Annotated in this window: 16 protein-coding genes; 4 read left to right on the top strand and 12 right to left on the bottom strand. The window is 43.1% G+C overall.

What is annotated here, in order from left to right; all coding sequences use genetic code 11:
* The first annotated feature begins 19 nt into the window (after positions 1 to 19).
* The 4 genes from BLU80_RS11345 to fabG are packed head-to-tail and all read left to right on the top strand — an operon-like array spanning position 20 to position 3,463.
* Entirely contained in the window at positions 20 to 1,303 is a 1,284-nt protein-coding gene (locus BLU80_RS11345; RefSeq protein WP_091398249.1) for a beta-ketoacyl-[acyl-carrier-protein] synthase family protein, read from the top strand.
* Between the two features lie 36 nt (positions 1,304 to 1,339).
* Positions 1,340 to 2,164: an enoyl-ACP reductase FabI gene (locus tag BLU80_RS11340; RefSeq protein ID WP_091398248.1), complete on the top strand. Its 825-nt coding sequence runs from the start codon at positions 1,340 to 1,342 to the stop codon at positions 2,162 to 2,164.
* A 30-nt stretch (positions 2,165 to 2,194) separates the two neighbouring features.
* Entirely contained in the window at positions 2,195 to 2,695 is a 501-nt protein-coding gene (locus BLU80_RS11335; protein WP_091398246.1) for an acyl carrier protein, read from the top strand.
* Positions 2,696 to 2,707: 12 nt separating this feature from the next.
* Positions 2,708 to 3,463 carry a 3-oxoacyl-ACP reductase FabG gene (gene fabG / locus BLU80_RS11330; RefSeq protein ID WP_091398244.1) on the top strand — a complete coding sequence of 252 codons (756 nt, stop codon included), beginning with the start codon at positions 2,708 to 2,710 and terminating at the stop codon, positions 3,461 to 3,463.
* Between the two features lie 122 nt (positions 3,464 to 3,585).
* Here the strand turns inward: fabG and BLU80_RS11325 are convergent, their stop codons facing one another.
* The 12 genes from BLU80_RS11325 to BLU80_RS11265 form a co-directional block, all read right to left on the bottom strand.
* Positions 3,586 to 4,632, bottom strand: a complete 1,047-nt coding sequence (locus BLU80_RS11325; protein ID WP_091398242.1) for a glycosyltransferase family protein — start codon at positions 4,630 to 4,632, stop codon at positions 3,586 to 3,588.
* A gap of 2 nt (positions 4,633 to 4,634) precedes the next feature.
* On the bottom strand, positions 4,635 to 5,468 hold the full coding sequence (locus BLU80_RS11320; protein ID WP_091398240.1) for a UDP-2,3-diacylglucosamine diphosphatase: 834 nt from the start codon (positions 5,466 to 5,468) through the stop codon (positions 4,635 to 4,637).
* Between the two features lie 517 nt (positions 5,469 to 5,985).
* The gene (locus tag BLU80_RS11310; protein ID WP_091398235.1) at positions 5,986 to 9,066 is read right to left on the bottom strand and encodes a sensor histidine kinase; all 3,081 of its coding nucleotides are present in this window, start codon (positions 9,064 to 9,066) and stop codon (positions 5,986 to 5,988) included.
* Positions 9,067 to 9,372: 306 nt separating this feature from the next.
* A complete protein-coding gene (locus BLU80_RS11305) occupies positions 9,373 to 10,962 on the bottom strand; it encodes a RagB/SusD family nutrient uptake outer membrane protein (protein WP_091398233.1) in 1,590 nt (529 codons plus the stop codon).
* A 19-nt stretch (positions 10,963 to 10,981) separates the two neighbouring features.
* On the bottom strand, positions 10,982 to 13,951 hold the full coding sequence (locus tag BLU80_RS11300) for a SusC/RagA family TonB-linked outer membrane protein (RefSeq protein ID WP_091398229.1): 2,970 nt from the start codon (positions 13,949 to 13,951) through the stop codon (positions 10,982 to 10,984).
* A gap of 180 nt (positions 13,952 to 14,131) precedes the next feature.
* Positions 14,132 to 15,880, bottom strand: a complete 1,749-nt coding sequence (locus tag BLU80_RS11295) for a M1 family metallopeptidase (protein ID WP_244518883.1) — start codon at positions 15,878 to 15,880, stop codon at positions 14,132 to 14,134.
* A gap of 367 nt (positions 15,881 to 16,247) precedes the next feature.
* Positions 16,248 to 18,713: a glycoside hydrolase family 127 protein gene (locus tag BLU80_RS11290; RefSeq protein ID WP_244518882.1), complete on the bottom strand. Its 2,466-nt coding sequence runs from the start codon at positions 18,711 to 18,713 to the stop codon at positions 16,248 to 16,250.
* Between the two features lie 61 nt (positions 18,714 to 18,774).
* On the bottom strand, positions 18,775 to 19,731 hold the full coding sequence (locus BLU80_RS11285; protein WP_091398225.1) for a glycoside hydrolase: 957 nt from the start codon (positions 19,729 to 19,731) through the stop codon (positions 18,775 to 18,777).
* Positions 19,732 to 20,154: 423 nt separating this feature from the next.
* Positions 20,155 to 21,555 carry an aminopeptidase P family protein gene (locus BLU80_RS11280; protein WP_091398220.1) on the bottom strand — a complete coding sequence of 467 codons (1,401 nt, stop codon included), beginning with the start codon at positions 21,553 to 21,555 and terminating at the stop codon, positions 20,155 to 20,157.
* A 10-nt stretch (positions 21,556 to 21,565) separates the two neighbouring features.
* The gene (locus BLU80_RS11275; RefSeq protein WP_091398217.1) at positions 21,566 to 22,825 is read right to left on the bottom strand and encodes an NAD(P)/FAD-dependent oxidoreductase; all 1,260 of its coding nucleotides are present in this window, start codon (positions 22,823 to 22,825) and stop codon (positions 21,566 to 21,568) included.
* Between the two features lie 237 nt (positions 22,826 to 23,062).
* Positions 23,063 to 24,064, bottom strand: a complete 1,002-nt coding sequence (locus BLU80_RS11270; protein ID WP_091398213.1) for a 4-hydroxyproline epimerase — start codon at positions 24,062 to 24,064, stop codon at positions 23,063 to 23,065.
* Between the two features lie 26 nt (positions 24,065 to 24,090).
* Positions 24,091 to 25,590 carry an aldehyde dehydrogenase (NADP(+)) gene (locus BLU80_RS11265; protein ID WP_244518881.1) on the bottom strand — a complete coding sequence of 500 codons (1,500 nt, stop codon included), beginning with the start codon at positions 25,588 to 25,590 and terminating at the stop codon, positions 24,091 to 24,093.
* Positions 25,591 to 25,702 lie beyond the last annotated feature (112 nt).

Genomic DNA, 25,702 nt, shown 5'->3' with positions numbered 1-25,702 from the left:
AAACTGAATTTTAATTAAAATGAATGATAGAATTGTAATTACCGGCCTGGGAGTATTAAGCCCAAATGGTATAGGCGTAAAGAAGTTTACATCGGCCATCAGAAAAGGGAAGTCGGGTATAAAATTTTATCCCGAACTGCGGGAGCATGCTTTTCGTTGTCAGATTGGCGGAGTTCCTGCATTAAGCGAAAAGGACCGGTTGGCTTTTTTGGAGAAGCATCAGATACAGGAGGTATTCAGTACCGGAATTACTTACGGTTGTATTGCAGCTGCGCAGGCCTGGAAGGATAGCGGACTGGCATTCCCTAAAGCCTCGGATGGGGCAGATTATACCAGTGGCTGTATATTTGGGACCGGTAGCAATGGCATTGAGGCCACCCACTATGGAATTGCGCTCAGAGAGAGCGGTCAGGATACCAGGAAAGGTAATCCCAGGGCTTTGCCTCAGGCGATAAATAGTGCGGTGAGTGCATATATTGCGAAAATACTCGGGCTGGGCAATCAGGTTACCAGTAATGCTTCGGCCTGTAATACAGGGACGGAAGCCATTTTAATGGCATTTGAGAAAATCAGGTCCGGTGCGGCTACAAGGATGCTTGTGGGTAGCTCAGAAAGTAACAGTCCTTATGTATGGGGCCCTTTTGACTCTATGTTTGCTACGGCCCACGGGTTTAATGACCGCCCCCAAAAAGCGTCCCGACCTATGGATAAAGATGCCGCCGGTTTTGTGCCCAGTTCGGGGGCGGGAGCCTTAGTGCTGGAAAACCTGAGCACGGCCCAGAAAAGAGGTGCCAGAATTTATGCAGAGATCCTCGGAGGCCATATTAATTCCGGAGGGCAGCGCGGCAAAGGCACGATGACTATTGGGAATGTCAACGGTATGGTTCGATGTATCAGAAACGGTCTTAAAAGTTGCGGGGTACTACCCGGTCAGATCGATCTGATTTCCGGGCATCTGTCCTCAACCATCGGAGATATTACCGAAATTAATGCCTGGGTAAAAGCACTGAATAGAAAAGGAACTGACTTTCCTTATATTAATTCTATGAAGTCTATGATTGGGCATTGTTTGAGCGCTTCAGGCTCAATCGAATCAGTTGCCGCCGTTCTTCAGCTCTATCATGGATTTATTCACCCGTCCATCAATGCTGATGAATTGCATCCCGAAATCGGCCAATTAATTGCACATGACTGTGTACCGCCCAAAGCTATTATGGATATAGCGCTGGATATTGTATGCAAAATCAGTTTTGGATTTGGAGATGTGAACTCCTGCCTGGTGTTGAAAAAGTTCAAAGCATAGGCAGAGGGCAAATAGTTTGAGTAATTAAAAACTAATATGACAAGTAAGATATTAAAAGGTAAAAAAGGAATCATTTTCGGCGCATTGAACGAACAGTCCATTGCCTGGCAAGTGGCGCTTAAATGTAGGCAGGAAGGAGCTGATATTGTACTTTCTAATTTACCAATCGCCATAAGGTTTAGTGATACGGAAAAGCTGGCAGCCGACATTCAGGCGCCTGTATTTGGGGCGGATCTTACAAAAATTGAAGATATTGAAAAATTATATGCCTTCTGCTCCAGGCATTTTAAAAAGAAAAAGATTGATTTTATCCTGCACAGTGTAGCCAATAGCCTGAATATACGTAAAAAACATCCCTATACGGAATTGAATTATGAATATTATCAGAAAACGCTGGATGTATCGGCAGTCAGCTTTCATAAAGTGTTACAAGTAGCATATCAAAAGGATGTACTGAATGAATGGGGGAGTGTCGTTGCGATGACTTATATCGCCGCACAAAGGATATTTCCTGAATATAATGAGATGTCCGATGCAAAAGCACTGCTGGAAGCCATTGCCAGGAACTTTGGTTATCATTATGCAATCCGGCGGAATGTCCGGGTTAATACCATTTCTCAGTCTCCTGTCGCCACAAGGGCCGGTACCGGTATTAACGGGTTTATGGAATTTATGGATTATGCGGATCATATGAGTCCCTTGGGTAATGCACCTGTAGCGGATCTCGCCTCTTTTTGTGCAATGTTATTTAGTGACTATACCCGATATATTACCATGCAGAATATTTTTCATGATGGCGGCTTTAGCGCAACGGGCCTCTCTGAGAAATTAATACATGAAATGAGGGGCGAAATTAAATAAAAATACTTTTAAATTATTAAATTGATTTATATGAAAGCGTCAAGCACCCATTCAAAGAAGCCGGCATCTCTTGCTGCTGCACCCGCGAAGGCTAATAAGACCGAAGGCGTGGCAAAGAAAAATCCTAAAGTAGTTGCCGCTCCCAGTCCAAAAACTGGGGCCACAAAGAAAACAACTTCGAAAACTGATTCCGAGGGGAAGACTACAGCGAAAAAGGCTGCTACACAGCCCGCCACGAAGAAGAGAATCCTGAAAAAGGCAATTTCTTTTGACAAAAAGATAACTGAGCGGTTAAAGAAAATCGTTGCTAATTATACGGAGCATCCGGAACTGCTGGATAATATCGAGCGAGATACCACCAAAAGTTTTATCGATGAATTAAATATTGATTCGGTGGACTTCGTGGAGATCATAGTGGATGTGGAGCAAGCCTTTAATATCACGATTGAAGACGAGGAAATATATGATCTCAAGAGCTTTGAGGATCTGTATCTGGCAATTGAAACAAAAATAAAAGTTGCAAAAAAATAAACCGATTGAACAATGGAACAGCTTAAGGGCAAAGTCGCGATTGTTACCGGTGGCTCCCGTGGGATAGGGTGTGCGATTGCAAAGAAGTTTGCGGATCAGGGAGCCAGGGTTATTATCACCTATAAAAGTAAATATAAAAAAGCGGAAATAAAGGATATTGAAAATGCCATTAGCGGAGACCGCGGGCTTGCAAGAGCTGTCAAGGTGGATGTTTCTGATTTTGGACAATGTGAAACCTTTGTAAACCGAATTATTGCAGAGTATGGACAAGTCGATATCTGTGTAAACAATGCGGGTATCTCAAAGGATAGTACGCTGTCCAGAACTTCTTACGAACTGTGGGATGAAGTTATTGTTAATAACCTTTATAGCGTTTTTAATATGACCAAGCTGGTGACCCGGCATATGGGGAAGGCTAAGCGAGGGAGTATTATAAATATCAGTTCCATTGTGGGAATATATGGTAACTCCTGGCAAAGCAGCTATGCCGCCTCTAAGGCCGGCATCATCGGATTCACCAAATCGGTTGCCAAAGAGCTGGGGGGTAAACAGATCCGGTGCAATGCAATTGCACCGGGATTCATACAAACAGATATGACCCAGCATCTAATTGATACAGATATCTCTGCTGGATTTTTAAAAAATATTTCTCTAGGCAGATACGGTCAGGTGGAAGATGTAGCCGGCCTTGCGTTATTTCTGGCCTCAGATGAGAGCACTTATATGACCGGACAGGTAATCTGCGTAGACGGTGGTATTGGCAAATAGCAGGGCGTAACAGACAGATCGCAAAATTTTCTCAATGGGCTATTGCGAACCAAGGTTACATGCTGTGGGGATATGAAACAAATTGACTTTCAATGATAATCACCTGCGTGAAAGTCACTCTTTTACAAGAGTGCGATTTCCGGAGAGGTGCTTTTGGACAGCATCGTTTTACGGGTGGCTGTATCCCATAGATCAAATAATGCCGTAACCGTTTTTTCTGTGGACTGCCATTTAAGGCCGGTCGCCTTATTAGGGCTGGTCAGCCAGTTTTCTACCTCCTGTTTAAACTGGTTCGGAACAATCGCATTGATTGTTTTTACACCTAACCTTTTCAGTGCGGCCGCATTGCATTTTTGTTCATACTGACCGCCGATGGGAATAGCCATGATCTTTTTACCCAAGTAGAGCGCTTCAGCTGGTGTCTCAAATCCGGCTCCCGTGATAATGCCCGTGCTATTAATCAGACTTTTATTGAAGGCCTCTTTTTCAACTGGAATAAGTTTAATATGTTGAAATGTCATGATCTCTTTGCAGTGCCTGGAAAAGATTTCAAACGGTACATTTTTGATTACGGAGAATAGCTGCAGTAATTCCTTGTCACAAAAAGAGGGAAGATAAACAGTTACATGGGATTCGGTTGAAGGAGTTGCTTCCCAGATTGAACGCTGGATAACGGGAGGAAGGATAAACTGGTCATACCGCTTAAAATGAAGCCCGAGATTCAAATGGCTATGCGCATAATTGCGCAGAATCCATTCGCCTATGATGCTTTTGTTGTCCGGTCTGGGAGTGGCATCTGAAACAAAACTTGCCTGATGTCCAAAATGTATCATCGGAACCGATTGTTTATTGCATGCAATGGAGGTTATGGCTTCAAAGTCATTGATGACCATGTCATAATCTTTGACCGGTAGGCTGGCGGCTTCTTTGAATGCCTTGCGCAGCTGGCAAGATTTAATTGTTTTGGCGAAATTCAGTTTGCCATTGCAACTGTACTGAAGGCTAAGCCCCTGACTTCTGAATTTTATAGGCAGGTCAGCCTGTAAGGTACTGTTGCTCCCACTGAGAAATACATCCACATGCCCATAGCGCTTCAGGTGAGGCATCAGCTCCATGGCTCTGCTGATATGACCGTTGCCGGTTGCCTGTATTGCATATAATATTTTCATAGTTATTGAGGTTGTAGATTATAGTCTATCTGTTCTGAAAAGACATTGAGAGAGGAGTTGACTGGCGGTTCTGGATGAAGGTCATTAAATTCTAATGGATCATAATGATATATTTTCCATTGATTGTTGTGGTATTCCAGTGCGGTAAGATTTTCTATCCAGTCTCCTGAATTTAAGTAAGTAACTGTTCCTTCGGCTGTTATAATTTGCTTCATGCAAGGTTGATGAATGTGCCCGCAAATAACATAATCATAGCCGTTTTCTATGGCCAGCCCCCCGATTGTCTGCTCAAATTTATTAATGAATTTGACGGCCTGCTTTACGCCGTTTTTGACCTTTTTTGAAAAGGAGACTTTTTCCCGACCCAGTTTTTTCATGCAATAATTGATCGCCCTGTTTAAAAGTATCAGTAAGTCATATCCTTTCGATCCGAACTTCGCCAGGATCCGTGCACTGCCCCGGGTTGTATTGTCAAAGACATCCCCATGGAATATCCATGCCTTTTTGCCATGGATGTCGATGCTGTATTTATCGGTTAATGTAAAAGTGCCGATATGAGTGTCTGTGTATTTACGCAAGACCTCATCATGGTTGCCGGTAATATATACGACCTGCGTACCCCGGCAGATTATATCCAGAATTTCTTTAATAACCGCAAAATGACTCTTCGGGAAATACCTCTTGGTAAACTGCCAGCCATCAATTATATCGCCGTTCAGGATCAGTAAAGTTGGCTCAATGGATCGCAGATATTGAAGTAGTTCTCTGGCGTGGCTGCCGTAGGTGCCTAGGTGTATATCTGAGAGAACAACGACGTCAAGCTTTCTTTTTGTCATATCAAATATTATTTTTGATATAGTAAAGTAAGTTGCATTGTGTTAATCAATTATGACTGAATTGTCAACTGAGTGTTAGCTTTTTGATCCGGGTTATATCAGTAACCAGGTTAGATGTGGGGGCCTTTGTTTTGCCGTTGTAGCTAAATTGTTACTTTTATAATGGCGCTGACGGACGACTTTTACAAAAGATTGGAGCTTAATGTCCCGGCAGGAAACAGCAGCGGGAACGCTGTTTGTTTTTTGCTGCGACATAATCAATTATGTTTTTTGCTGTTTAACGTATATAGAGACGCTGTGATTTCCTTAAAAGGAGGAATTCACGGCGTCCTTTTTTCAGGGAAATTCGGCATTAAGCATTAAACTTTATTGAACTAAACTAAGATAATATGGTCTTCAAAAACAGTGGATCCCACGGCTTTTTCCGAAAAGTTGCGACAGGTTGCGTGCGTGTTGACAAGCATGATGATAAAGCCTAAAGTCGGTATGTCTTAGTTGGGACTGCATTGCGGAGGCATTACAGGTGTGATGCCGCCCGTTTTTTCAGGCTAATGGTAAATGTCGTCCCCTTCTCAGATGTATTAATAGTTATCTGGCCATTGATTTTGAGCAGCATTTGGTAAATTACCTGGCTTCCGATATGCTTATTGGAGTGAGCCTCATTACCTCCATCGCCTGTTTGAAACATCTGGATTTGCTCCGGCAGCATACCGCTACCCTGGTCCGTTATGATAATGTGGTTTTGTTTTTGATCGGCAGTCGCCCTTAAGGATATAATGCCGCCAAAAGTATTTTTATTGGCGTTGTCCACCAGATTGCGCAAAATCAGCATTAAAATGTTTTTATCAGTATGGCAGATCAGGCTGGTAGCCTCTATTTGTAGCCTATTGTTATTGAGCATCACAATATCCATATAGAAGGAGGCTACAAGGTTAAAGACTTCCTGCAGTTCGAACTCAGATTCCTGTATTTTAAAGTCCTGTTTTTGAGTGACGGCCCAGGTAAAGAACCTGTCGGTGAACTCCCATAATGAGACAGCTGAGCCGTTGAGCTTTTGCAGGCTATCAGACAGGGATGTGGATATCTCTTCCTGAAACTTATGCATTATTCCGTTGGTGACGGTTTTGAGAAATCTTAAAGGAGACCGCAGATCATGAAGCACCATTGTGATGATCTGCTCTTTTTGTTTGTTACTTTGCTGGAGTGCTTTCTCTGAAATCTGTAGTTGTCTGGTTGTTTTCTCCAGGTCTTTTGTTCTTTGAATGACGATGGCTTCAATCCTTTGTTTGTCTTTTTCCAGCCGTCTCAGTCGCCATCTGAAAATCACAAAACATATCAGGATGATCAGTACAATAACCGATAAGTAAAATTCCCAGGTATTGTAAAAATGAGGAATAACATCAAAAGAAATATTAAGTTGCTGGTTTTCTGCATTCTGAGAACCCTCTTTATTTCTGAAATTAATAATATAGGATCCTGAGGGTAGATTGTTAACGGTTAATATCCCATCAACAGGCAAGGCTTCCCATTGTACCGGTGTTCCCGCCCGATGAATGGCATATTCCAAATGATTATTCTGGGGGTTGCCGTAATAAGGACTTCCTATCTTTAATTTCATTAAGTTAAAGTCGGGGGAAAGGCGGATAGGGTTTTTGAGGGATTTGGGCATTATTTTTACCGAATCCACCCAAAAATCATCAATGAAGATGTTATTACCCGGATAATTGGGGCGTAGTGATTTGGGTTTAAACTCTACGAGTCCGTTCATGGAGGCTAGTGCCAGTGTGCTGTCACTTAACCACTGGTAGGACGGGACAGCGCCGTTAAATTCGTTGGTTCTGAGGCCGTCCAGATTGTTGATCGTGTAGAGAAACAGATTATTGGTCTTTAATTGAATGTACGCTGCCAGCTTTTCTATCTCAACGCTATATAGGCCATTATTGGTGGGTAACCAGAAATTGCCTCTGCCGTCATCAATAAAGTCAATGACAGAGCTGAGTTTGTCGAATTTGCTTTTGGGTAGCGGAAAAATTTTATTATCAACATATAGAAAGATTCCATAACCGTCGCCCGAAAACCAATAACGGTTTTTTCTATCCCTATAAAAGCTGTACATGGCTATGGAGTCCAGTATCTGTTTCTCCGAAGTATTGTTCTGGATATTATACCATCTGATGCCACTAGTGGTCAGCAGCAAATAATGATTGCCGTTAAGCGGATACATTTTATTTACGCTCTCTGCATTATAGGGAATGGGAAGTTGTTTTTGCCATAAGATTTTAGGCTCTGGGCCGGATATGGATAGCTTGGTCAGTGATTGCCTGGTACACACCAGCAAGTCCTCCGAAGTGTTCTCTTTCAGGATACTGGCCAGGTTCTCATCCAGTTTCATGATTTTTGGCATTTGATGACTTACACTGTTATATCTATATAAATCAAATGCGTTTTGAAAATAGAACCAATCGGATTTGTCTACAAACGCGCGGAAGGTGTATTCTGAAAATTTTACGCCATAACTGGGTCCGTTTTTAGGAATTACGGTATTGTTGACAATAAGTTCATCTTTTGAGGTCTTCCCAATGGCATAGGTTGAATTATTTTTGTTGGTGCCGGATAATTGCGGATAGTGAAAAGGAGATACTTTGGCAATATATAGTCCGTCAGTTAGTGTGCCCAGATAATAAATATTACTTCGGGGTCGATAATTTACACAACTGACAGCTTTCATGGGCAGGTGGCTGAGTACTTTTTTTGCTGAAACGGTACTGTCTGATACCTGGATACGAAAGAGGTCTCCCTGAGCAAAAACGAAGGTGCCGGCCGGGCTCCAGTGCAGCTTAGAATCATTTTCAATGAAAGATGTATTTGCAGGGAGGTCACCCCTGATGGTCGTCTCAAATAATAATTTGCCCCCTTTCCAGACAGCTGCTTTATGACTTTCCCAGACCTGAAGCAGATAGGGGCCGACAGGAACGGTCTGTACGGGGGCCTGAGGCCAGTTTTTGAGCATTTGGCTGCCCTGGGGCAAGATCTGAAATAATTGACTCCGGAAAGTAAGATAAGTGTCGCCGGTTGACGTTGCATAGTGGCTTCTTATAAGCGGAACAGCCACTGTTTTTTTCAAAGAGTCCCACAAGATTTCAATCTGATCATTGGCCGTGGCATAGCCTGATTTTGGGAAATAGTATGGGCTGACCTTTGACAAGATCACAGGCCTGGATGCGAAGGCGCTGTTTTCTGTACTGATGGTAATTTCCTGCTCATGGAGATTTTTGGCGTACAGCTGGCCTTGCAGGGTAATACAGAGCCGACGGATCCTGTTGTCTTTCAGCCCTGGGATGTTGGTGGCATTATAACCGCTGAATTCTTTATTATCAAATCTGGTAAGTCCAGCTTCTGTGGCAATCCAACAATAACTATTGTGGTCGAATTCTATATGAAGAACACTATTTTGCAAAAGGCCATCATTGGTGGTATAATGTCTGATTATGTAATCAGAGGATTGGGCAAAGCTGGAGGAGATCACGAAGAAAAACAGTAGCGCTGCTAATACCCTTCGTCTTGTACGTGTACTACCAAAATGAATGGGAAAGGCCATGGTTAAAATGAGTCTGATGGCAAATATACTATATTGCTAGTGAGCGTAGCTATGAGGCTACAAAAAATGTGATATATTCTAAATTTATTTCATGTGTTCTGCTGCCTAATTGTCTCTGATTAAAAACGCTGGTTCCCCGGCAGTTTAGCGCATAGTTTTGTTTTCCGTGGGTTCTAAATTGACTTTTACAGAAAAAGCTAAACAGGTAAAGATCGTCTACTTGTTTAGCTTTTTGCAAGATGCAGAAGATAATCTTCGCTTTATATCTTCCTGATTTTTTTCAAATAATATCTGCCCGTCCGGAAATTAATAACCGGGATTTTGTTTCAGATTTGAATTGGAGTTTAAGACACTTTCCGGGATGCTGAATAAAGTCCTGTAAGTACCGACTGGCTTATGTTGGAACCACATTTTTGTTGAGTATACGCCGAAGCGGATCATATCCTGCCTTCTGTGTGCTTCGGCGGCAAATTCCCATCCAAGTTCATCATAAAATCTGCCGTATTGTATATCGGCTCCTCCCTCATCAGTTACAATTTTTCCGTTTTTGACATAACCATAATCGTATACGCTACCTTTTTGAAGATCTGCTCCTGTCACCGTTGCTTTTGCGGGATTTGATTTAAAATCTCTTTGTCTAACCTGAGTTACCAGGGTAGCTGCTTCATCGGCCTTCCCCGTTCTTAATAAACATTCTGCCTTCATCATCAGAATGTCGGCATATCTGAAAATCGGGAAATCGTTACTTAAGGATCCTTTAGCACCCATTTTTATTTCGTATTTGCCAATTGGGTAACCGTAATTAAAAGGATTGCCACCGGCCTGATCAATATTGATCAGGGAATCTATATAATCAATGGCTACTTCGCCCTCAGGTGTGATTTGTGGCCCGGAAATCCAGGAATCTGCAAGTCTGCTGTCATCCGGATCATATGTATGGATGAATTGAGGAACGGCACAGGAACCGCCCCAGGGCTGGGCCTGAAGATTGTATACTTTCTGATCCGCAGGCTTTAATGTTTTCATGTGAATAATAAAACCTGGAGCTTTTGTTTCATCATAGGGAACAGTAAAGATTAATTCCTGGGAATTTTCATTTTCTGTAATGAAATTTGATTTGTAATCAGACTCTAATATGTATTTTCCGCTATTAATCACTTTATCGCATGCATCTATGCAGTCTTGCCATGCGGCAGTCCCTGTATATACCTGTGCATTTAAATAGATTTTAGCTAGCAGGCTGTAACCAGCCCATTGATTAAATCTGCCATAGGTTTTCGAACTGACTTCATCGCTTAGTAAGGGGATGTTCTCCTTGAGTTCACTAATCAAAAAGTCGTATACCTCTTTACGTGTACTTTGCTGAGGCAGGTCATTACTAGTGAAATCTGTTACAATGGGGACATTCCCAAAATTGTCCATAAGTTCATAATAACAAAAATCCCTGGCTACTTTCATTTCTGCAACAATGGCTTCTTTGCCATCTGTTATAGGAAGCTCACCCGATTCTATCTGACTGAGTACCCTGTTTGCGGCATTTATACCATTGAAACAATTATACCAAAGCGTCTCTGGCTGGCCTTCTGTTGGTGTCCATAAGTGTTGATGCATACGGATATATGTTCCTCCGTCATACCATCCATTCGGGCGCACCGGCGTCACTATCGCATCCGCGCTTTCTTCCTGCAGGTCAAAATTACCATACCAGTCAGCCCACATTGGCCTGAAACTTATATAAACGGGAGCAATAATGGAGGCAACATCATCTGCCGTAGGATTAAAATTATCGCTGATGATTTCTGAATAGTCTGTGACATCTAGCTTTGTACAATTAGTGGTAACAGTTAATATACCAGCTAGAAGCAAACCTTTATATAAAATATTTAACGGTTTCATTCTATTTAAATTTATAAGGTTAGAAAGTAAGATTGACACCTAAGGTGAAAGTTCTGGTGGTTGGATATTTATCCCTGTCATCATTACCTGGTGCAAGTCCGCTTCGATTGACTTCCGGATCTATACCTTTATATCCTGTGAGCGTAACCAGGTTAAGGCCAGAGGCGTATATTCTGGCCGACGAAAATGTTTTTTTGTTCTTTAAAGGAAGCGTATATCCGAGGGTGATGTTATCTATTTTCCAGTAATCTCCGTTTTCCACGTAATAACTTACATAGGACAGGTCGTAATCAAGCTGTGCGGTATTGTATACTTTATTAAATGCTGATTTAAGCATATTGTATTGTGCATTTCTGGGATTTTCATAAAACAGACGTAGGAAATCCAAAACCTGGTAGTCAAATGCGCCATGCATATTAATACTTAAATCAAATTGTTTATACCTGAAGGTATTGTTCCAAGACAAATAATATTTTGGAAGACCATTACCTAAAACACGTTTGTCTTCCTCCGTAGCATCTTTAATGGAAATGACTTCGTTGTCTTTATTTAATATTTTCCAGACACCATCTTCGTCAATTCCTACTGATTTCCAGCCATAAAAATTGCCTATAGGCTGACCCACCTGAACACGGTGGGTATAGGTTTGAATAGGCTCTCCTGTATATCCTGCTGTAAACCAGTCTTGCGTCAGATTAAACTCGTCATTATTGATAGAGACTAAGGTGTTTTTATTGGTTGAAAAAGTGACCCCGGAGTTCCAGGCAAAGTCCTTGGTGGTAACGGGATTGAAATTTAAGAGGACTTCCAAACCTTCATTGCGCATCTGACCAACATTGGCGAGGATGGTGCTATATAGATAGGGAGGCACCGGAACAGGATAGTCGTATAGCATATCCTTGGTATTTCTCCGATAGGCATCGATACTTCCGGAGACAAAATGATTGAACAGCGAAAAGTCTACACCTATATTATATTCTTCCTTTTGTTCCCATCTTAGATTCGGATTAGGGTTCCTGGTTGGAGATAATCCTTGTACCCAATTCCCGTTATACAAAAAACGGTCGCCATAATTAAGGGTGGTTAACGCATCATAGTTATCTGAAGGAGCTGTTCCTGTTATCCCGAAACCTATACGCAGTTTTAAATCATCTATGACTTTGCTGCTTTTTAAGAAATCTTCCTGACTAATTCTCCAGCCTGCTGAAACAGCGGGAAACATACCCCATCTGTAATTTTTACCGAATTTGGAAGAACCTTCTCGGCGTAAAGAGGCCATAAACAGGTATTTTTCTGCATAATTGTAGTTAAGTCTTCCGAAAAATCCTATAAGTTTATATTCGCCTTTGCTGCTTCCCATGCCGGCACTTCCTTCTGAAAGCGCATCGCCGGCACCCATATTATTGTAACCGTATACATCGGTGGGGAAATACCAGTTATTTTCCCAGAAGCCTTCAGCCATAGCGTCCTGGTAACTGTAACCGCCCAGAATGTTTATATGGTGAGCTCCAAATGCCTTGTCATAATTAGCCGTGAATTCTAATAGATGATCCTCTGTGTTTGACTGTCCTCTGGAGGCGTATGATTTGCCCCATCCGTTGGCATCGTTGGAGGGATAAGAGCTGTTTGTCGCATAACCCCTTGTTTGCATCCAACTGTTGTCAGAAGCTAATAGTTTAAAAATCAATGATGTAATGGGCTGATAGGTAATGCTTCCATTTAGCCGTAGTTCCTTTTCCGTATTTTCTCCGTCAACACCTTCTAGTAAGGCAACCGGGTTGTCATAGAAATAACCATCTCTTGTAACGAAACTGCCGTCGGCGTGGCGGATGCTATCCGTTGGATTACGGATGAGTGCCTGACGGTAGATATAGGTATTAAAGCTATATCCATCCCCGCCTGTCCAGTATTTTCTTTTGGACATGATTGCATTTAAGTGGATTTTCACTTTGTCGTTAAACATAGCATGATTGATATCAAAATTTGCCCTGAGGTTTGCATTATTGGAGCGTTTTAAAAGCCCTTGCCAATTGCTGTAGTTAATATTGGCTGTATAGTTTGTCTGTGCGTTTCCTCCCTGAAGTAAAAAATTATGGGTATGGCTAACCGGTGTTCTGGAAATCGCACCAAACCAGTCTGTAGATGTTCCGTAATCCGTGTAGGCAACACCGTCCTTAATTAAACGACGGTAATCTGCTGCATCCAGAAATTCGGGTCTTTTGGCAATGGTCTGGACACTTACGTAACCGTCATATTGCAATTTTGACTGATTTTTATTGAATTGTTTGGTGGTAATTAAAATAACACCATTGGTTGCACGAGTTCCGTAAATAGCGGCTGCTGAACCATCTTTAAGTACGTCAACAGAAGCGATGTCTTCAGGTGCAACGGTTTTCAAATCCCCTGGAATGCCATCGATTAGAATTAATGGGGCAGTAGAAGACATGAGGGTAGAAATACCCCGAAGCATAATTTCTGTGCCTTCTGTCGGGTCGCCTGTGGAGGAAGACACGCTTAGGCCTGCCACTTTACCGGTAATCAATTGTGCAGCATCCTTTACGGCGCCTTTCACGAAGTCCTTAGACTTTACGGTTCCGATAGCCCCCGTGACCACTTCCTTTTTTTCAGTTCCATAACCTACAACGACAACGTCTCCAAGAAGGTTTGAAGCGTTCTGGAGTGCGATGTCCAGTGGTGAGTGATCGGCTGCGACATGTTGTTCGTGATAGCCGACAAAATGAAAAATAAGGGTGTCGGCAGATGTGGCTTTGATTTGGTAATGTCCATTTATATCCGTTGTGGTACCTTTACCCGTTTTCTGAACTGTAATGGATACACCAGGAAGAGGCTGGTCGTTTTCCTCAGATTTTACCGTACCTGTAATAGTTTGATTGTCTTGGGCCTGCAAGATGCCGATTTGGCAAAACAGCAGGGCAATTAAGGGCAATAGTAGAGTGGCCCTAATTTTTTTTGGGATTTTAGTATTCATTGCGGTTTCTTTTTGTGTGAAAATTTATAGCCTGTTTTTTGTCTGTTCGATAAAAAATATTTTATGCCAGTGATGTTAAATAATGATTGTAAGAAGGAGAATGTCTTCTGAAGTATTGATGATGTAATTTATCTCTATGGCCGGACCGTTAAAAAGGTCCTTAGTTGAAATTATTAAAATTTAAAAGTCCACTTGTATGTAATAATTGAATTTTATGCTATCTGGATTAAATAAGGGTAATTGATCTTTGGATACCTTTATTTTCTGCCATTGGGTGCTTGGATAGATTTTAATGGCGGTATTTGTTTTCGCTTCATGTAGTGCAATGGGTAGATTAAAGCTATCGATACAGTTTTTCCACCTGAATGATAAGATGCTGCTATCCTGATTAAAATGTAAGTCCAGTCTAGGGATTTCTGTTGTCGTCAGATATTGAGTAAAAACGGGTAAATAATTGAATCCGGCTTTTTTACAGATATAATTTTCTATTTGTTTACCTGTAACGGTTTTATGATAAAATTCTTTGTTAAGTCCCCTTAATATACTTCTGAAGAGTGAATCATTATCTAAACTGTGGCGAATGGCATGAATCATGTTGCTGCCTTTATAATACATGTCTCCGCTTCCTGACTCGTTTACGCCGAAACGTCCTAAAATAGGCCGGTCATTGCGAATATTCTGGCGGATTCCAAAATTGTATTCATTGCCCGCTTTTTTGCCCCATCTGTATTCAACGTAAAGGGTTTCTGAGTAATTGGTGAAGCTTTCATGAACCCACATATCAGCCACGTCTTTTGAGGTGATATTATTCCCAAACCATTCATGCCCGCTTTCATGGACAATGATAAAATCCCACTTGCTGCCCCATCCGTTTGCGGCCAGGTCCTTACCTCTGTAACCATGCGCAAACCAATTTCCATAAGCGACTGCACTCTGGTGCTCCATGCCAGTGTGTTGAACCTCTACTAATTGATAGCCGTCCTGATAGAAAGGATAAGGTCCAAACCAATATTCCATGCTTTGCAGCATATGGCGAACTTCAAATGGCATATAGTCTTTTGCTTTTTGAAGATCTTCTTTTAAAACGTGGTAAGTGATATCTAAAGGCCCCGCTTCTCCATGGAAAACTTCTGAAAAACTGGTATAGTCACCTATGTAAGGAATGATACAATAATTGCTGATAGGGCTTTTGACTCCCCATTTAGTGGTGGTTGTGCCGTCCTGATTTTTGACTTCGCTTATTTTCCTGCCATTGCTTACCGCAACCAGGTTACTAGGGGCAATCATCGTCAGTGTGGCTCCCTGATCAGGCTCATCACTTTGGTGGTCTTTACAGGGATACCAGATGGACGCTCCGTGTCCCTGACAACAGACGGTCATCCAGGGATGACCCGAACGGTCTTTGGTAAAGGTCCATCCACCATCCCAGGGTGGCCTTACGGCTATTTGCGGCTTGCCCTGAAAATAAATGCGGACCGTATGAATGCTGAATAAGGACTGTTTAGGTGTTTGAACATACCAGGCGTTTCCTTGCTGACTAAATTTTAAGCGCTCGTTATTATCTAATACAATACTGTCTATTTTCAATGGTTCCTGTAAATCAATTTGCATGGATGGCTGCTCATTACTTATAACCTGATAGGTAATGAGGTTGTTACCTACTGTAAAATGTGAGTCAAACACCGGTTTGATGGTTATATCATAACGCAGCACATCCCACCAGGCGCGCTCCGGAGTAATGCTGCCTCTAATCGTGTCAGCTTTGGTAAATACCTTGTTTTGGTATGCCAATGTTGCTGCCCGGACCATCCGGTCTCTTTGAGCGCGTACACTGTCTGCATTTGGCTGCAGGTTTACCTGAGCGGACAGAAAGCTATTATTAATAGCGCATAGAATAACCAACAGGAGGATGTGATATTTTTTAGGCATGGCTAAAAGGTTGAGGCATTCAAAACGTATTATCTATAATTTAAGTGATACCAATTGCTGGTTAAACACAGGTTTGAATTGTATAAAATACACATATTTAAAAAAGCCAAAAAAATCCTCTAATTGGGCAACAATTTGAATTGGCTCAAAATAAAATGGTAATATTTAAATAGAAAGTGAAGTTATGACTATAGATATGTAAATCTTTTACCAATATTGCTGCATGATTGCAGGATTTTAACCTTTTAAACTATCTGCGTTCTTTTTTGCTTTTCAAAAAAAAGGCAATTATTGAGTAATTAGGTAACATTACTCGATAATTGCCTTTAATAGACTGCTAATCATTGGACTGATCAGACGCCTTTATTTATTTGACGGACCATTCCAATACGCCGGAAGAATTATCCTTTGGAAGTTGAAGTTGTAATTTCAGTCCTGTTGTTTTTACAGGTTTAAAATGAACCTCATTGAATTTATCTTTTTCTGTGGTATAGCCGGACGTGTTTTCTACCGGTATCCAGTTGTCGCCTTTTTTGTAAAGTAATTGCCAGCTGGCAGGAACCCTGCAGCCTCCAAAAGGACCGTCATCAAAGAAATAGACCTTTGAGCTGGAAATAGTATATGGCTGATCAAATTCATATTGAACCCACTCCTGTTGATCTTTGGCAGGCCACCAATGCAGATTACCTGTACTTTGATCTTTTGAGTCTTCCGGTGTGACCTGATTATTAACTGCCCTGAGCATCAGTTTGGAAACATGAGATCCTGTTACTTTGCTTTTAGAGGCAATGGATGGTGCCGGGAGTGGTGTGCTACTGGACGCATCATAAGGAATCCAGACCTCCATTTCATCGGAGCCACGATTGTTCCAGCTATAATATGGGATGGCCGTTACCTGGGTGGGCGACTTTTCTACAGCTGTTCCTTCATTTGCATCTTTACGTTTTAGAAGGTAGCCCGGAATCTCAAGCTCTTCAATACCACCTAATTTATGAGTTGCATAACTGGTTCTGACCTGAGCCGCAGTGTCAATTACTAAATGCATCACACTGCTATCTTTTCTGTCGGCTCCTTCAATACAATAGACAATCGGGCCTCTTTGGAAGGCAAACCGCCCCGCATCTGCTTTTACCTCTGGGTTGGCAAGAATCTTTTTAACAGGCATAGGCAGGTCAAAACTAATCTGATCCCCTTTACTCCATTTTCTGTTAATCACTGCATATCCGTTGACCAGTTGATAGTCAACGTTTTTGCCATTGAGGAACAGATCGACCGGATGGGGGTTGATGTCCAGAAAATGGTATAAATCTCCAGGCAGGGCATCACCTTTGGCCCAGCCTGGTATGCGAATGTGTAAAGAAAAGTCTTTGGCTGTAATGGGTGTAACATTAATTTGAATCTTGCCATCCCAAGGGTAATTCGTAATCTGTTCTAACTGAACTTTTCCTGCTGCCAGTTCAAAACTGGCCTTGTTGGCGGCAAACAGATTCACAAATAAAGAGTTTTTGTCCTGTGCATAGATATATTCCGGCATGGAAGGCATGAATCTGGAGATGTTTGTGATACAACATGCACAGTCAAACCAGGCACTACGCGCATGTTGCCCCAGAGAGGCAAGCGGATTGGGATAGAAAAAATGGGTGCCATCCAGAGATACTCCTGATAGTAAACCGTTATATAAGGTTTTTTCAAGTACATCTATATATCGGGCATCACCATGTAATAAAAACATGCGTTCATTGAAATATACATTGGCGATGGCGGCACAGGTTTCTGCATATGCGGTCATATTGGGAAGGTCATATGCAGGTCCGAAGGCTTCCCCATTACCGGTGGCACCAATGCCTCCGGTAATATAGAGTTTGTGGTCTATAATGTCATTCCAGATGGCATCTATTGCGGTCAGATAAGCGGTGTCTTTTGTGAGTGCTGCAACATCAGCCATGCCGGAATACAGATAAGCTGCCCTTACGGCGTGGCCTTCGGCCTCTCTTTGATTAACCAGTTTGATATTAGACTGGTTATAGACATCCCCTTTATTATCTTTCTGAGGGCCTCTTACATCTAAAAAGAACTTGGCCAGGTCGAGGTATTTTTTCTGTCCGGTGACTCTGTAAAGTTTGGCCAGTCCCATTTCAACTACTGGATGGCCGGGGTATTTTTCAATTTTTCCCCAACCAAAATCCTTAACGAGTAAATCGGCATTTTTGGTGGCTATATCCAGGAGTGTTTTTTTGCCTGTGGCCTGATAATGCGCTACTGCTGCTTCATATAAATGACCGCAGTTATATAATTCATGACTTAATATTTCAGCATTTTCCCAACGGTGCTGACCAATCCATTCCTGTGGATGTTTCACTTTGGCGGTTCTGAAAGTATACAGATAGCCGTCAGGTTCCTGGGCCTCCCCAATAATCTGAATCAACGTGTCAAGTTGTCTGTCCAGTAGCGGGTTGGGTGTGGTTTGTAAACTATAGGAAGCGCCTTCGATGAGTTTATAAATATCTGTGTCGTCGAATGGATAGGCGGTTAACTTATCACCGGCAGGCTCCTTACCGGCAGCTTTCAGAAAGTTGTCGATTCGGCCATGTTCCTTACACATTTGTAAGATGTAGGGGATAGTGACGGTGGCATTTACTTCGATTTTAGGCTTCCAGAAATGATCTGTAAGCTGTACCTGAGTAAAGGCTACGGGCTTATAGGGGTAATCTTGTCCAAAGGCGGAAGGACTTGCCTGGAGCATCCCTGCCGCCAAAAGACCCAGTCCGATGGTCTTGCCTGATTTACGAATCAGCTGTTGCATTTTGCTTGCATGCTTGTTGAACGTGTACATAAGTTAAAAATAAGAAGGTAGTAAAATGTTTGTCTGTATTGTTAGGTTCTATTGGTGATTTTTAATGAGTGCTGTTTGCCCCGGGGCTATAATGTGTTTTATAATAGGCATCTGCTGGATTGTGATGACCGATATACACTTCAGATAGTATCTGGTAAAGTGTCGGGTCATATGTCTTTAATGAAGCCGGAGACCAGACTGTAATATTTCTGGAGGTATCTGTAAAAGGAAAATTTGACCAAAACCACCACTGTGTTCCTTCTGCCCAGTATTCATCAGCCGTATTGATGGCATACTGCCCTTTATACATGCCCTTTTGTTTGGCCACTTCATAAGCAGCCAGGATGCGGTTATAAAGGGGCTGGTCGATCTTTTCAATGGCACTCATCATGTTATGACTGAACTCATGAACAGTAATGTTTTCGCCATAATATCTGGTGCCCGGATAGCCCAACAGGTTTTCCTCGGCGCAGGATGTAATACGGCCCCCCATTCCTCGGGCTCTTTGATTCCAATAGCCTTTGTCTGTCTGGGAGGCTATGCCTCCTGGTTTATTGTAATTGGCTCTTTCTTTTGGTGTAAGCCTCGGGTCGTCATAAGCCGGTTTTTTCCAGTCACTCCGTTCCGGAAGATCAGTCTCCATTTCGGTTTCTGCCATTACCAAAACCCGGCTTTTTTCTTTTACCAGTTCTGCTCTGATGTCACTTCTGCCGGCCAGCATATAAGTAATAATATCTCTGGCGGTTAGCAGCGCTGTAGGGGGCACTTTCTTAGAGCCGACTACCGGGATGCCGGAAGCATTACAATATTGCTTGTAAAAAGGATTGAGGTGAAGGCTGTCTGGAGGAGCACTAATCATTTGGGCAAAATATTTCCCGACCAGAGACGCACTATCCTTTTTATGGATTGAGGACAGATTCGTTTTTTGGGCCATTGCCGAAAAACAGATTGTTCCTGCTAAAAATAACCCTGATACCATCTTTGCATTGATTTGTAAAAGCCTGTTTTTTATGGTCATAAGGTAGATTTTAAATAAATAGTGTAACCGTTTATTGATGCGCTGCTTTATGATATTATGGGCCTTTCAATTGTGGACAAATCAGCACTGTCACAGCTTGTTAAAGGACCGCAATTACTTTGTTTTCGTTAATCAATTTTGTCTGTTATCCGCGAGTGAATTCAGTATTTATATTGTAATATGTACAATTATAAAACATAAAGTTAACCATTTTCATGTAAAAATCATGGTAGCTTGCTGAGCATTTCTTAACCTTTATTAATTTGATATTAACCTGGAATTGGCCTGTTGGCGGCCTGATTGCCCATTGTGGCCTTTTGAACGTTTGATTTGCAATCTGTTGAGTAGGGTTGGGTGTAATAAAAAACCGGATGTTTTCACCCGGTTTTTTATTGAAACAAGCCTTTTAAGCAGTTTTTATTTTTATAGAAGTCCCTGGCGGTGCAGCGCCTCCATGTCTGCTACCGTTTTTGCTGCCATTCGGCTGCCCAGGATCCGGTAACCATTTTCTGTGATAACCAGATTGTCTTCAATGCGAATGCCACCAAAATCCTTGAACTTTTCAAGTTCCTGATAATTTATGTAATCCGCAAGTCTGTTTTCTGCTTTCCATAAATCTATCAAAGTAGGGATAAAATAAATGCCGGGTTCGACCGTAATGGTAAAGCCTGGTTCTAATGCCCTGCCTAAACGTAATGACTTCCATCCGAAATTCATGTTTTTGGGCGCATCGGCTGTATAACCCACATATTGTTCCCCAAGATTTTCCATGTCATGGACATCCAGGCCAATCATATGTCCCAGCCCACATTGGAAAAACAACGTATGGGCATCCTGAGCCAGCGCTTCCTGAACATTCCCTTTAATGATATTAAATGATTGTAATCCTTCCAGGAGTAACTGCCCACTTAATCGGTGTACCTCGCTGAAAGGAGTGCCCGGCTGACAGGCATCGATTGTTTTTAGTTGTATATCTAAAATCAATTGATACATATCTTTTTGTATATCAGTAAATTTTTCGCTGACCGGTGCTGTTCTGGTTAGGTCTCCCGCGTAATGCATAGGGGTTTCTGCTCCTGCGTCACATAAGGCCATAGCGCCTGCAGGCAGTTCCAGATTGCGGGCATGAATATGTAAGGTCTCCCCTCGGGAAGTTAAGATAGTCGGATAAGAAAGATCCCCTCCGGCAGCTATGGCGATGGCTCTTAACTGACCTGCAATGGCCATCTCGTTTTTCCCCGCTGCCACGGCCCGCATAAAATAGGTGTGCATGTCATTGGATATGTCCACCGCTTTTTCCATTTCTGCGATTTCTTCAGGTCCCTTATGGGAACGCATGGATACGACAGCTTTAATCAATGCTTCGGAGGCTGAAGATACGCTTTGGGAGGGGGGGACTTCAAGCCAGGCCTGAAGCTTAAGTGTGTGTTCCGGGCGATAAGCCGGTAAAAAATGAACCGTTTGTTGTTTGTTCTTTGCATTTTTTAGCACTGTTTCCAGTTCTTTATATGGACGAACATTTTCAATGCCTGCACTATTGGCCTGCTCCGTAAGGGTGGGAAGCGGGCCTGTCCACACAATATCATCAATGGTCAGATCATTGCCAAATAGGGTGGTGGAGCCTTGATCCAGATCTATGATGACTGCCAATTCCGCCAGATCAATGCCTGCATAATATAAAAAGGTGCTGTCTTGTCTAAATGGGTACCAATTATTTTTAAAATTCATACCTGCTTCATCGTTACCCAACAATAAAATCAGGCCTGAACCGACTTTTTGGGCCAGTTGATTTCTACGCTGGATATAGATCTCTTTGTTAAACATAATTTCTTATTTAGTTATTGAATCTATTAATCCCAAAGGTAGAAATATTTATGCTAGTTTGGACACCCCGGACCAGTTCGCTGACTAGCAGCCCCGTAGCCGCTCCCAGGCTGATGCCCAGTTGAGCATGGCCGGTTGCGATCACTAAATTGTCAATCTTAGGTGATTTGCCGATATAAGGCATGCCGTCCACAGAAACCGGCCTGAATCCAGACCAGATCTGGTGCTGTATTTGGTTAAAATCAAGTTGATAATCCGGAAAAAACTGGCCCACAGCCTGAATAATCCCTTTTACCCTGTTTAGCGCAAGCGGGGCGTCCAGTTTTCTGATTTCCATAGTGCCTCCGAAACGAAGCTGGTCTGCTAAAGGCGTAAAGGCTGCCCGTCCTTCGACCAGCAGGCCCGGACGATGAATCCTGTGTCCATTGCTGACAGGAACCATAAAAGAATAGCCTCTGCCGCCAACGACCGGAAGATTCAGGGATAATTGCCTAGCCAGTGGTTCACTCCAGGAGCCGGCAGCTAATACAACGGCATCTGCTTTGTAAATCTGATTATCTGTATGTACTTCACTGATCAGGTTGCCTTCCTTTTTTATACCAGTAACAGTCTGGCGCGGGATCAGTTGAACGCCAAGCGTACTTAATTGATCCTGCAGTCCTTCCATCAGCTTTCTGGGATTTAAATGACCGTCACATTTATAATAAACAGCTCCAATGGCATTCCATTTCGTGTCGGGCTCTAAATGTTCGAGTCCTTCTTTATCCAGCATTTCTATGTCCAGACCTAAATCCTGGCCCATTTTGGCGATATGAGTACATTCTTTACGGGCAGCAGTGCTCTGAAAGACTTCCAGCATTCCCTTATGCTGATAATCAAAATTGAGCTCCTTTTGCCAGACCTCTTCATATTCTCTTTGACTTAAAAGCCCGATATCCCTTAAAGGGACTCCATTGTGGTTTACATATTTTTGCTTGGCTCTTTTTAAAAATTGAATTCCCCATCTGATTAAGGCGCTGTCAAGTCTGGGTTGGATATAAAAAGGGCTGGTGTGGTTAAGCATCCATTTAAGCCCCTGTCTGGCAATACCGGGAGTGGCTAATTGAACATAATGGCTGGGACAGACAAATCCTGCATTACCGTATGAACAGCCGTCTTTAAAATCACCTTTTTCCAGAACGGTCACTTGCCAGCCTGCTTTTGCCAGGTAGCGAGCCGAGGATAGGCCGGAAATTCCGCCTCCAATAATTATCACCTTGTTTTGGCTCATATATTATTTGAATTATCTTGAATCGTATCGTTATTTTTATACATTTTTGAGCTGCGATGGTAAATGTTGGATTGCTGAAAAGACCGTGGCGTATAGTCAGATTTCACCATTTCCTTTATTTGAAGTATCTAGGAGGCAATTTCTGTATTTGAGCAGCAGCAGGCCGGACATTCAAAATGAGCTTAATATATCATCAGAGCGATGCATAAAAATGGGTTATGATTATTTTTTGTTTTGCTAAATCACCGAAAAACCGAGGGCCAGAGGGTCGTCTTCCGTATCTATTGTAATGGTATTATGACCAAATACACGTGCCCAGCCTTCTATTCCCGGAATAATTGCCTGAAAGTCTCCAATCTGGGTAGTTCCTTCAATGGTTCCTGTAAAAGTGGAGCCAATGATACTCTCATGAATAAACCGTTCACCTGCCTTTAATTTACCTCTGCCATATAACTGAGCCATACGAGCGGAAGTGCCGGTGCCACAAGGTGATCTGTCAATGGCTTTTTCTCCGTAAAAAACGGCATTACGGGCATTGCTTTTAGGGTCTAATGTGGTGCCGGTCCACATTACATGGTGCACACCATGAATAGCTGTGTCTACCGGGTGAACAAAATGGTCCGTTTTGGCCACTTCCTGGCGCATCTGACGAGACCAGCGGACAATATCAAGTGCCGTATAATTCTGCATGCCACTGAAGTTCTTTTGCGGGTCAATAATGGCATAAAAGTTACCGCCAAAGGCAACATCATAGGTTAAGGTTCCTAACTCCGGATGCTCGGCCACCAGGTCTTTTGCCGCTAAAAAAGAGGGGACATTAATCAGTTTAACAGATTTTACCTTTCCCGCTACCTCCTGATAGGAGGCTACTACAAGGCCGGCCGGTGTTTCCAGCCTCAGGGTGCCAGGGGTGGCCGGGGTGACCAGGCCGGCTTCTAAGGCGGCCGTTACGGTGCCGATTGTGCCATGGCCGCACATGGGCAGACAGCCACTGGTTTCAATAAATAAGACGCCAATATCGTAATCTTTACTGGAGGGGGCATAAAGTATGCTTCCGCTCATCATGTCATGGCCTCTGGGCTCAAACATCAGCCCTTTTCTGATCCAGTCATAATGCTCCAGAAAATAAAGCCTTTTTTCCCGCATGGTGGCGCCTTCTAATAAAGGACCGCCGCCGGCGACTAGCCTGACCGGATTGCCACAGGTGTGTGCATCAATACAGAAAAATGTTTTGCGCATATGTAAAATGATATACTTTTAAAAGTTTACAGGGAATCCCTGGTTAATTGCCCACTAATCAACCGCCAGATACCCAGAGGGTTATTATTTTGTAGGGCTGCAGGAAGCAGGGAGTCCGGGAAGTTCTGAAAACAGACGGGTCTGACCCACCGCAAAATAGCATCTGTACCTACGGAAGTATAACTACTGTTGGAAGTGGAAGGGAAAGGTCCGCCATGTACCATGGCGTGACAGACTTCCACGCCTGTTGGTACTTCATTGAAGATAACCCTGCCGGCGAAGTTGGACACAATGTCCAGCAAGGAAGTTAAATCGGCATTATTTGTAAAATCTTTTTGCGTGCCAAATATGCTGGCAGTCAATTGACCGTCCACGCTTTGGATGGCTGCCAACAATTCCTGCTGGTTTTCAGCTACTATCAGCAGGGAAAAGGGGCCAAAGACCTCTGTTTTCAGCGCAGCGTTATGAATAAAACTGTCAGCTGTTACGCTGGCCAGAGAAGGGGTAATAGAAAGGTCCTTAATCTCATCACTTCCTTCAATTAAGGTCTGGACGCCCGCCTGAGATAATACTATCTGAAGATTATTATGGTAGTTCTCAACGATGCCCGGGTGCAGCATTGGCGCGGCCGGGGTTGTTTGCAGTGCAGTAATTAATGCCTGTTGAAATTGTTCGAACTGTTGATCCTTGCGGATGAATATTAAGCCCGGATTAGTACAGAACTGACCCACGCCAAGGGCGATGGAGCCGGCCAGCTTCTGTGCTGTTTGTTCAGGCTGACTGTTGAGTAGATCGGGTAAAACCACTACGGGGTTGGTGCTGCTCATTTCAGCAAAAACCTCTATTGGCCTTTGTCTTTCGCTGGCTGCCTGCATGAGCGCCTGCCCGCCCTGAAACGAACCGGTGAACCCGACAGCGGCGGTTGCATCGGCCTGAACCAGATCAATACCAATCTGGTATCCATCCAGTGCCACGTGTTGAATGGTGTCTGCTGGAAGACCCAGGGCTTCAACGGCGGCCACGGCCGCTTCAAATACTGCTTTAGAAGTGCCCGGGTGTCCTGGATGCGCCTTAATAACAACCGGGCATCCTGCTGCCAAAGCGCTGGCGGTATCTCCGCCCATGGTAGAAAAGGCAAAAGGAAAATTGCTCGCGCCAAAAACAACAACCGGCCCCTTGGGACGCAGCATTTTTCGGATATCTGTTCTGGGGAATGGTTTTCTGTCGGGTAAAGCGGGGTCAATGGCAGCCTGAATCCAACTTCCTTCTCTGATCAGGCTTGCAAAGAGCTTTAATTGTCCCGTAGTGCGACTAAGCTCCCCGTTTAACCTTCCCTCTGGTAAATGAGACTCTGCCTGAGCCAGCGGGATTAACTTTGCTCTGTTATTTTCCAGATGTTCGGCGATGCGCTCCAGCAGCTCAGCCCTTTGCCCGGCTGTAGTATGCTGGTACTGTAAAAAAGCGGCCTGGGCCCGGTCCATGAAGGCTGCTGCCTGATTCATCGATTCTGTTATGTCGTGTTGCATCTTCGGTTATTTAAAGTGAAATCATTCAATTAGGTAATTTTTGCCATAGGTTGGTTTTGTGAAAAACCTATTACGCTTAATTGTCTAAGTTACGTATTTTACATGAGCTTGT

It is taken from the genome of Arachidicoccus rhizosphaerae (assembly GCF_900107765.1).
Lineage (GTDB): Bacteria > Bacteroidota > Bacteroidia > Chitinophagales > Chitinophagaceae > Arachidicoccus > Arachidicoccus rhizosphaerae.
The sequence above is the reverse complement of the archived record's forward strand: the minus strand, read 5'-3'. Positions and strand labels throughout refer to the sequence as shown.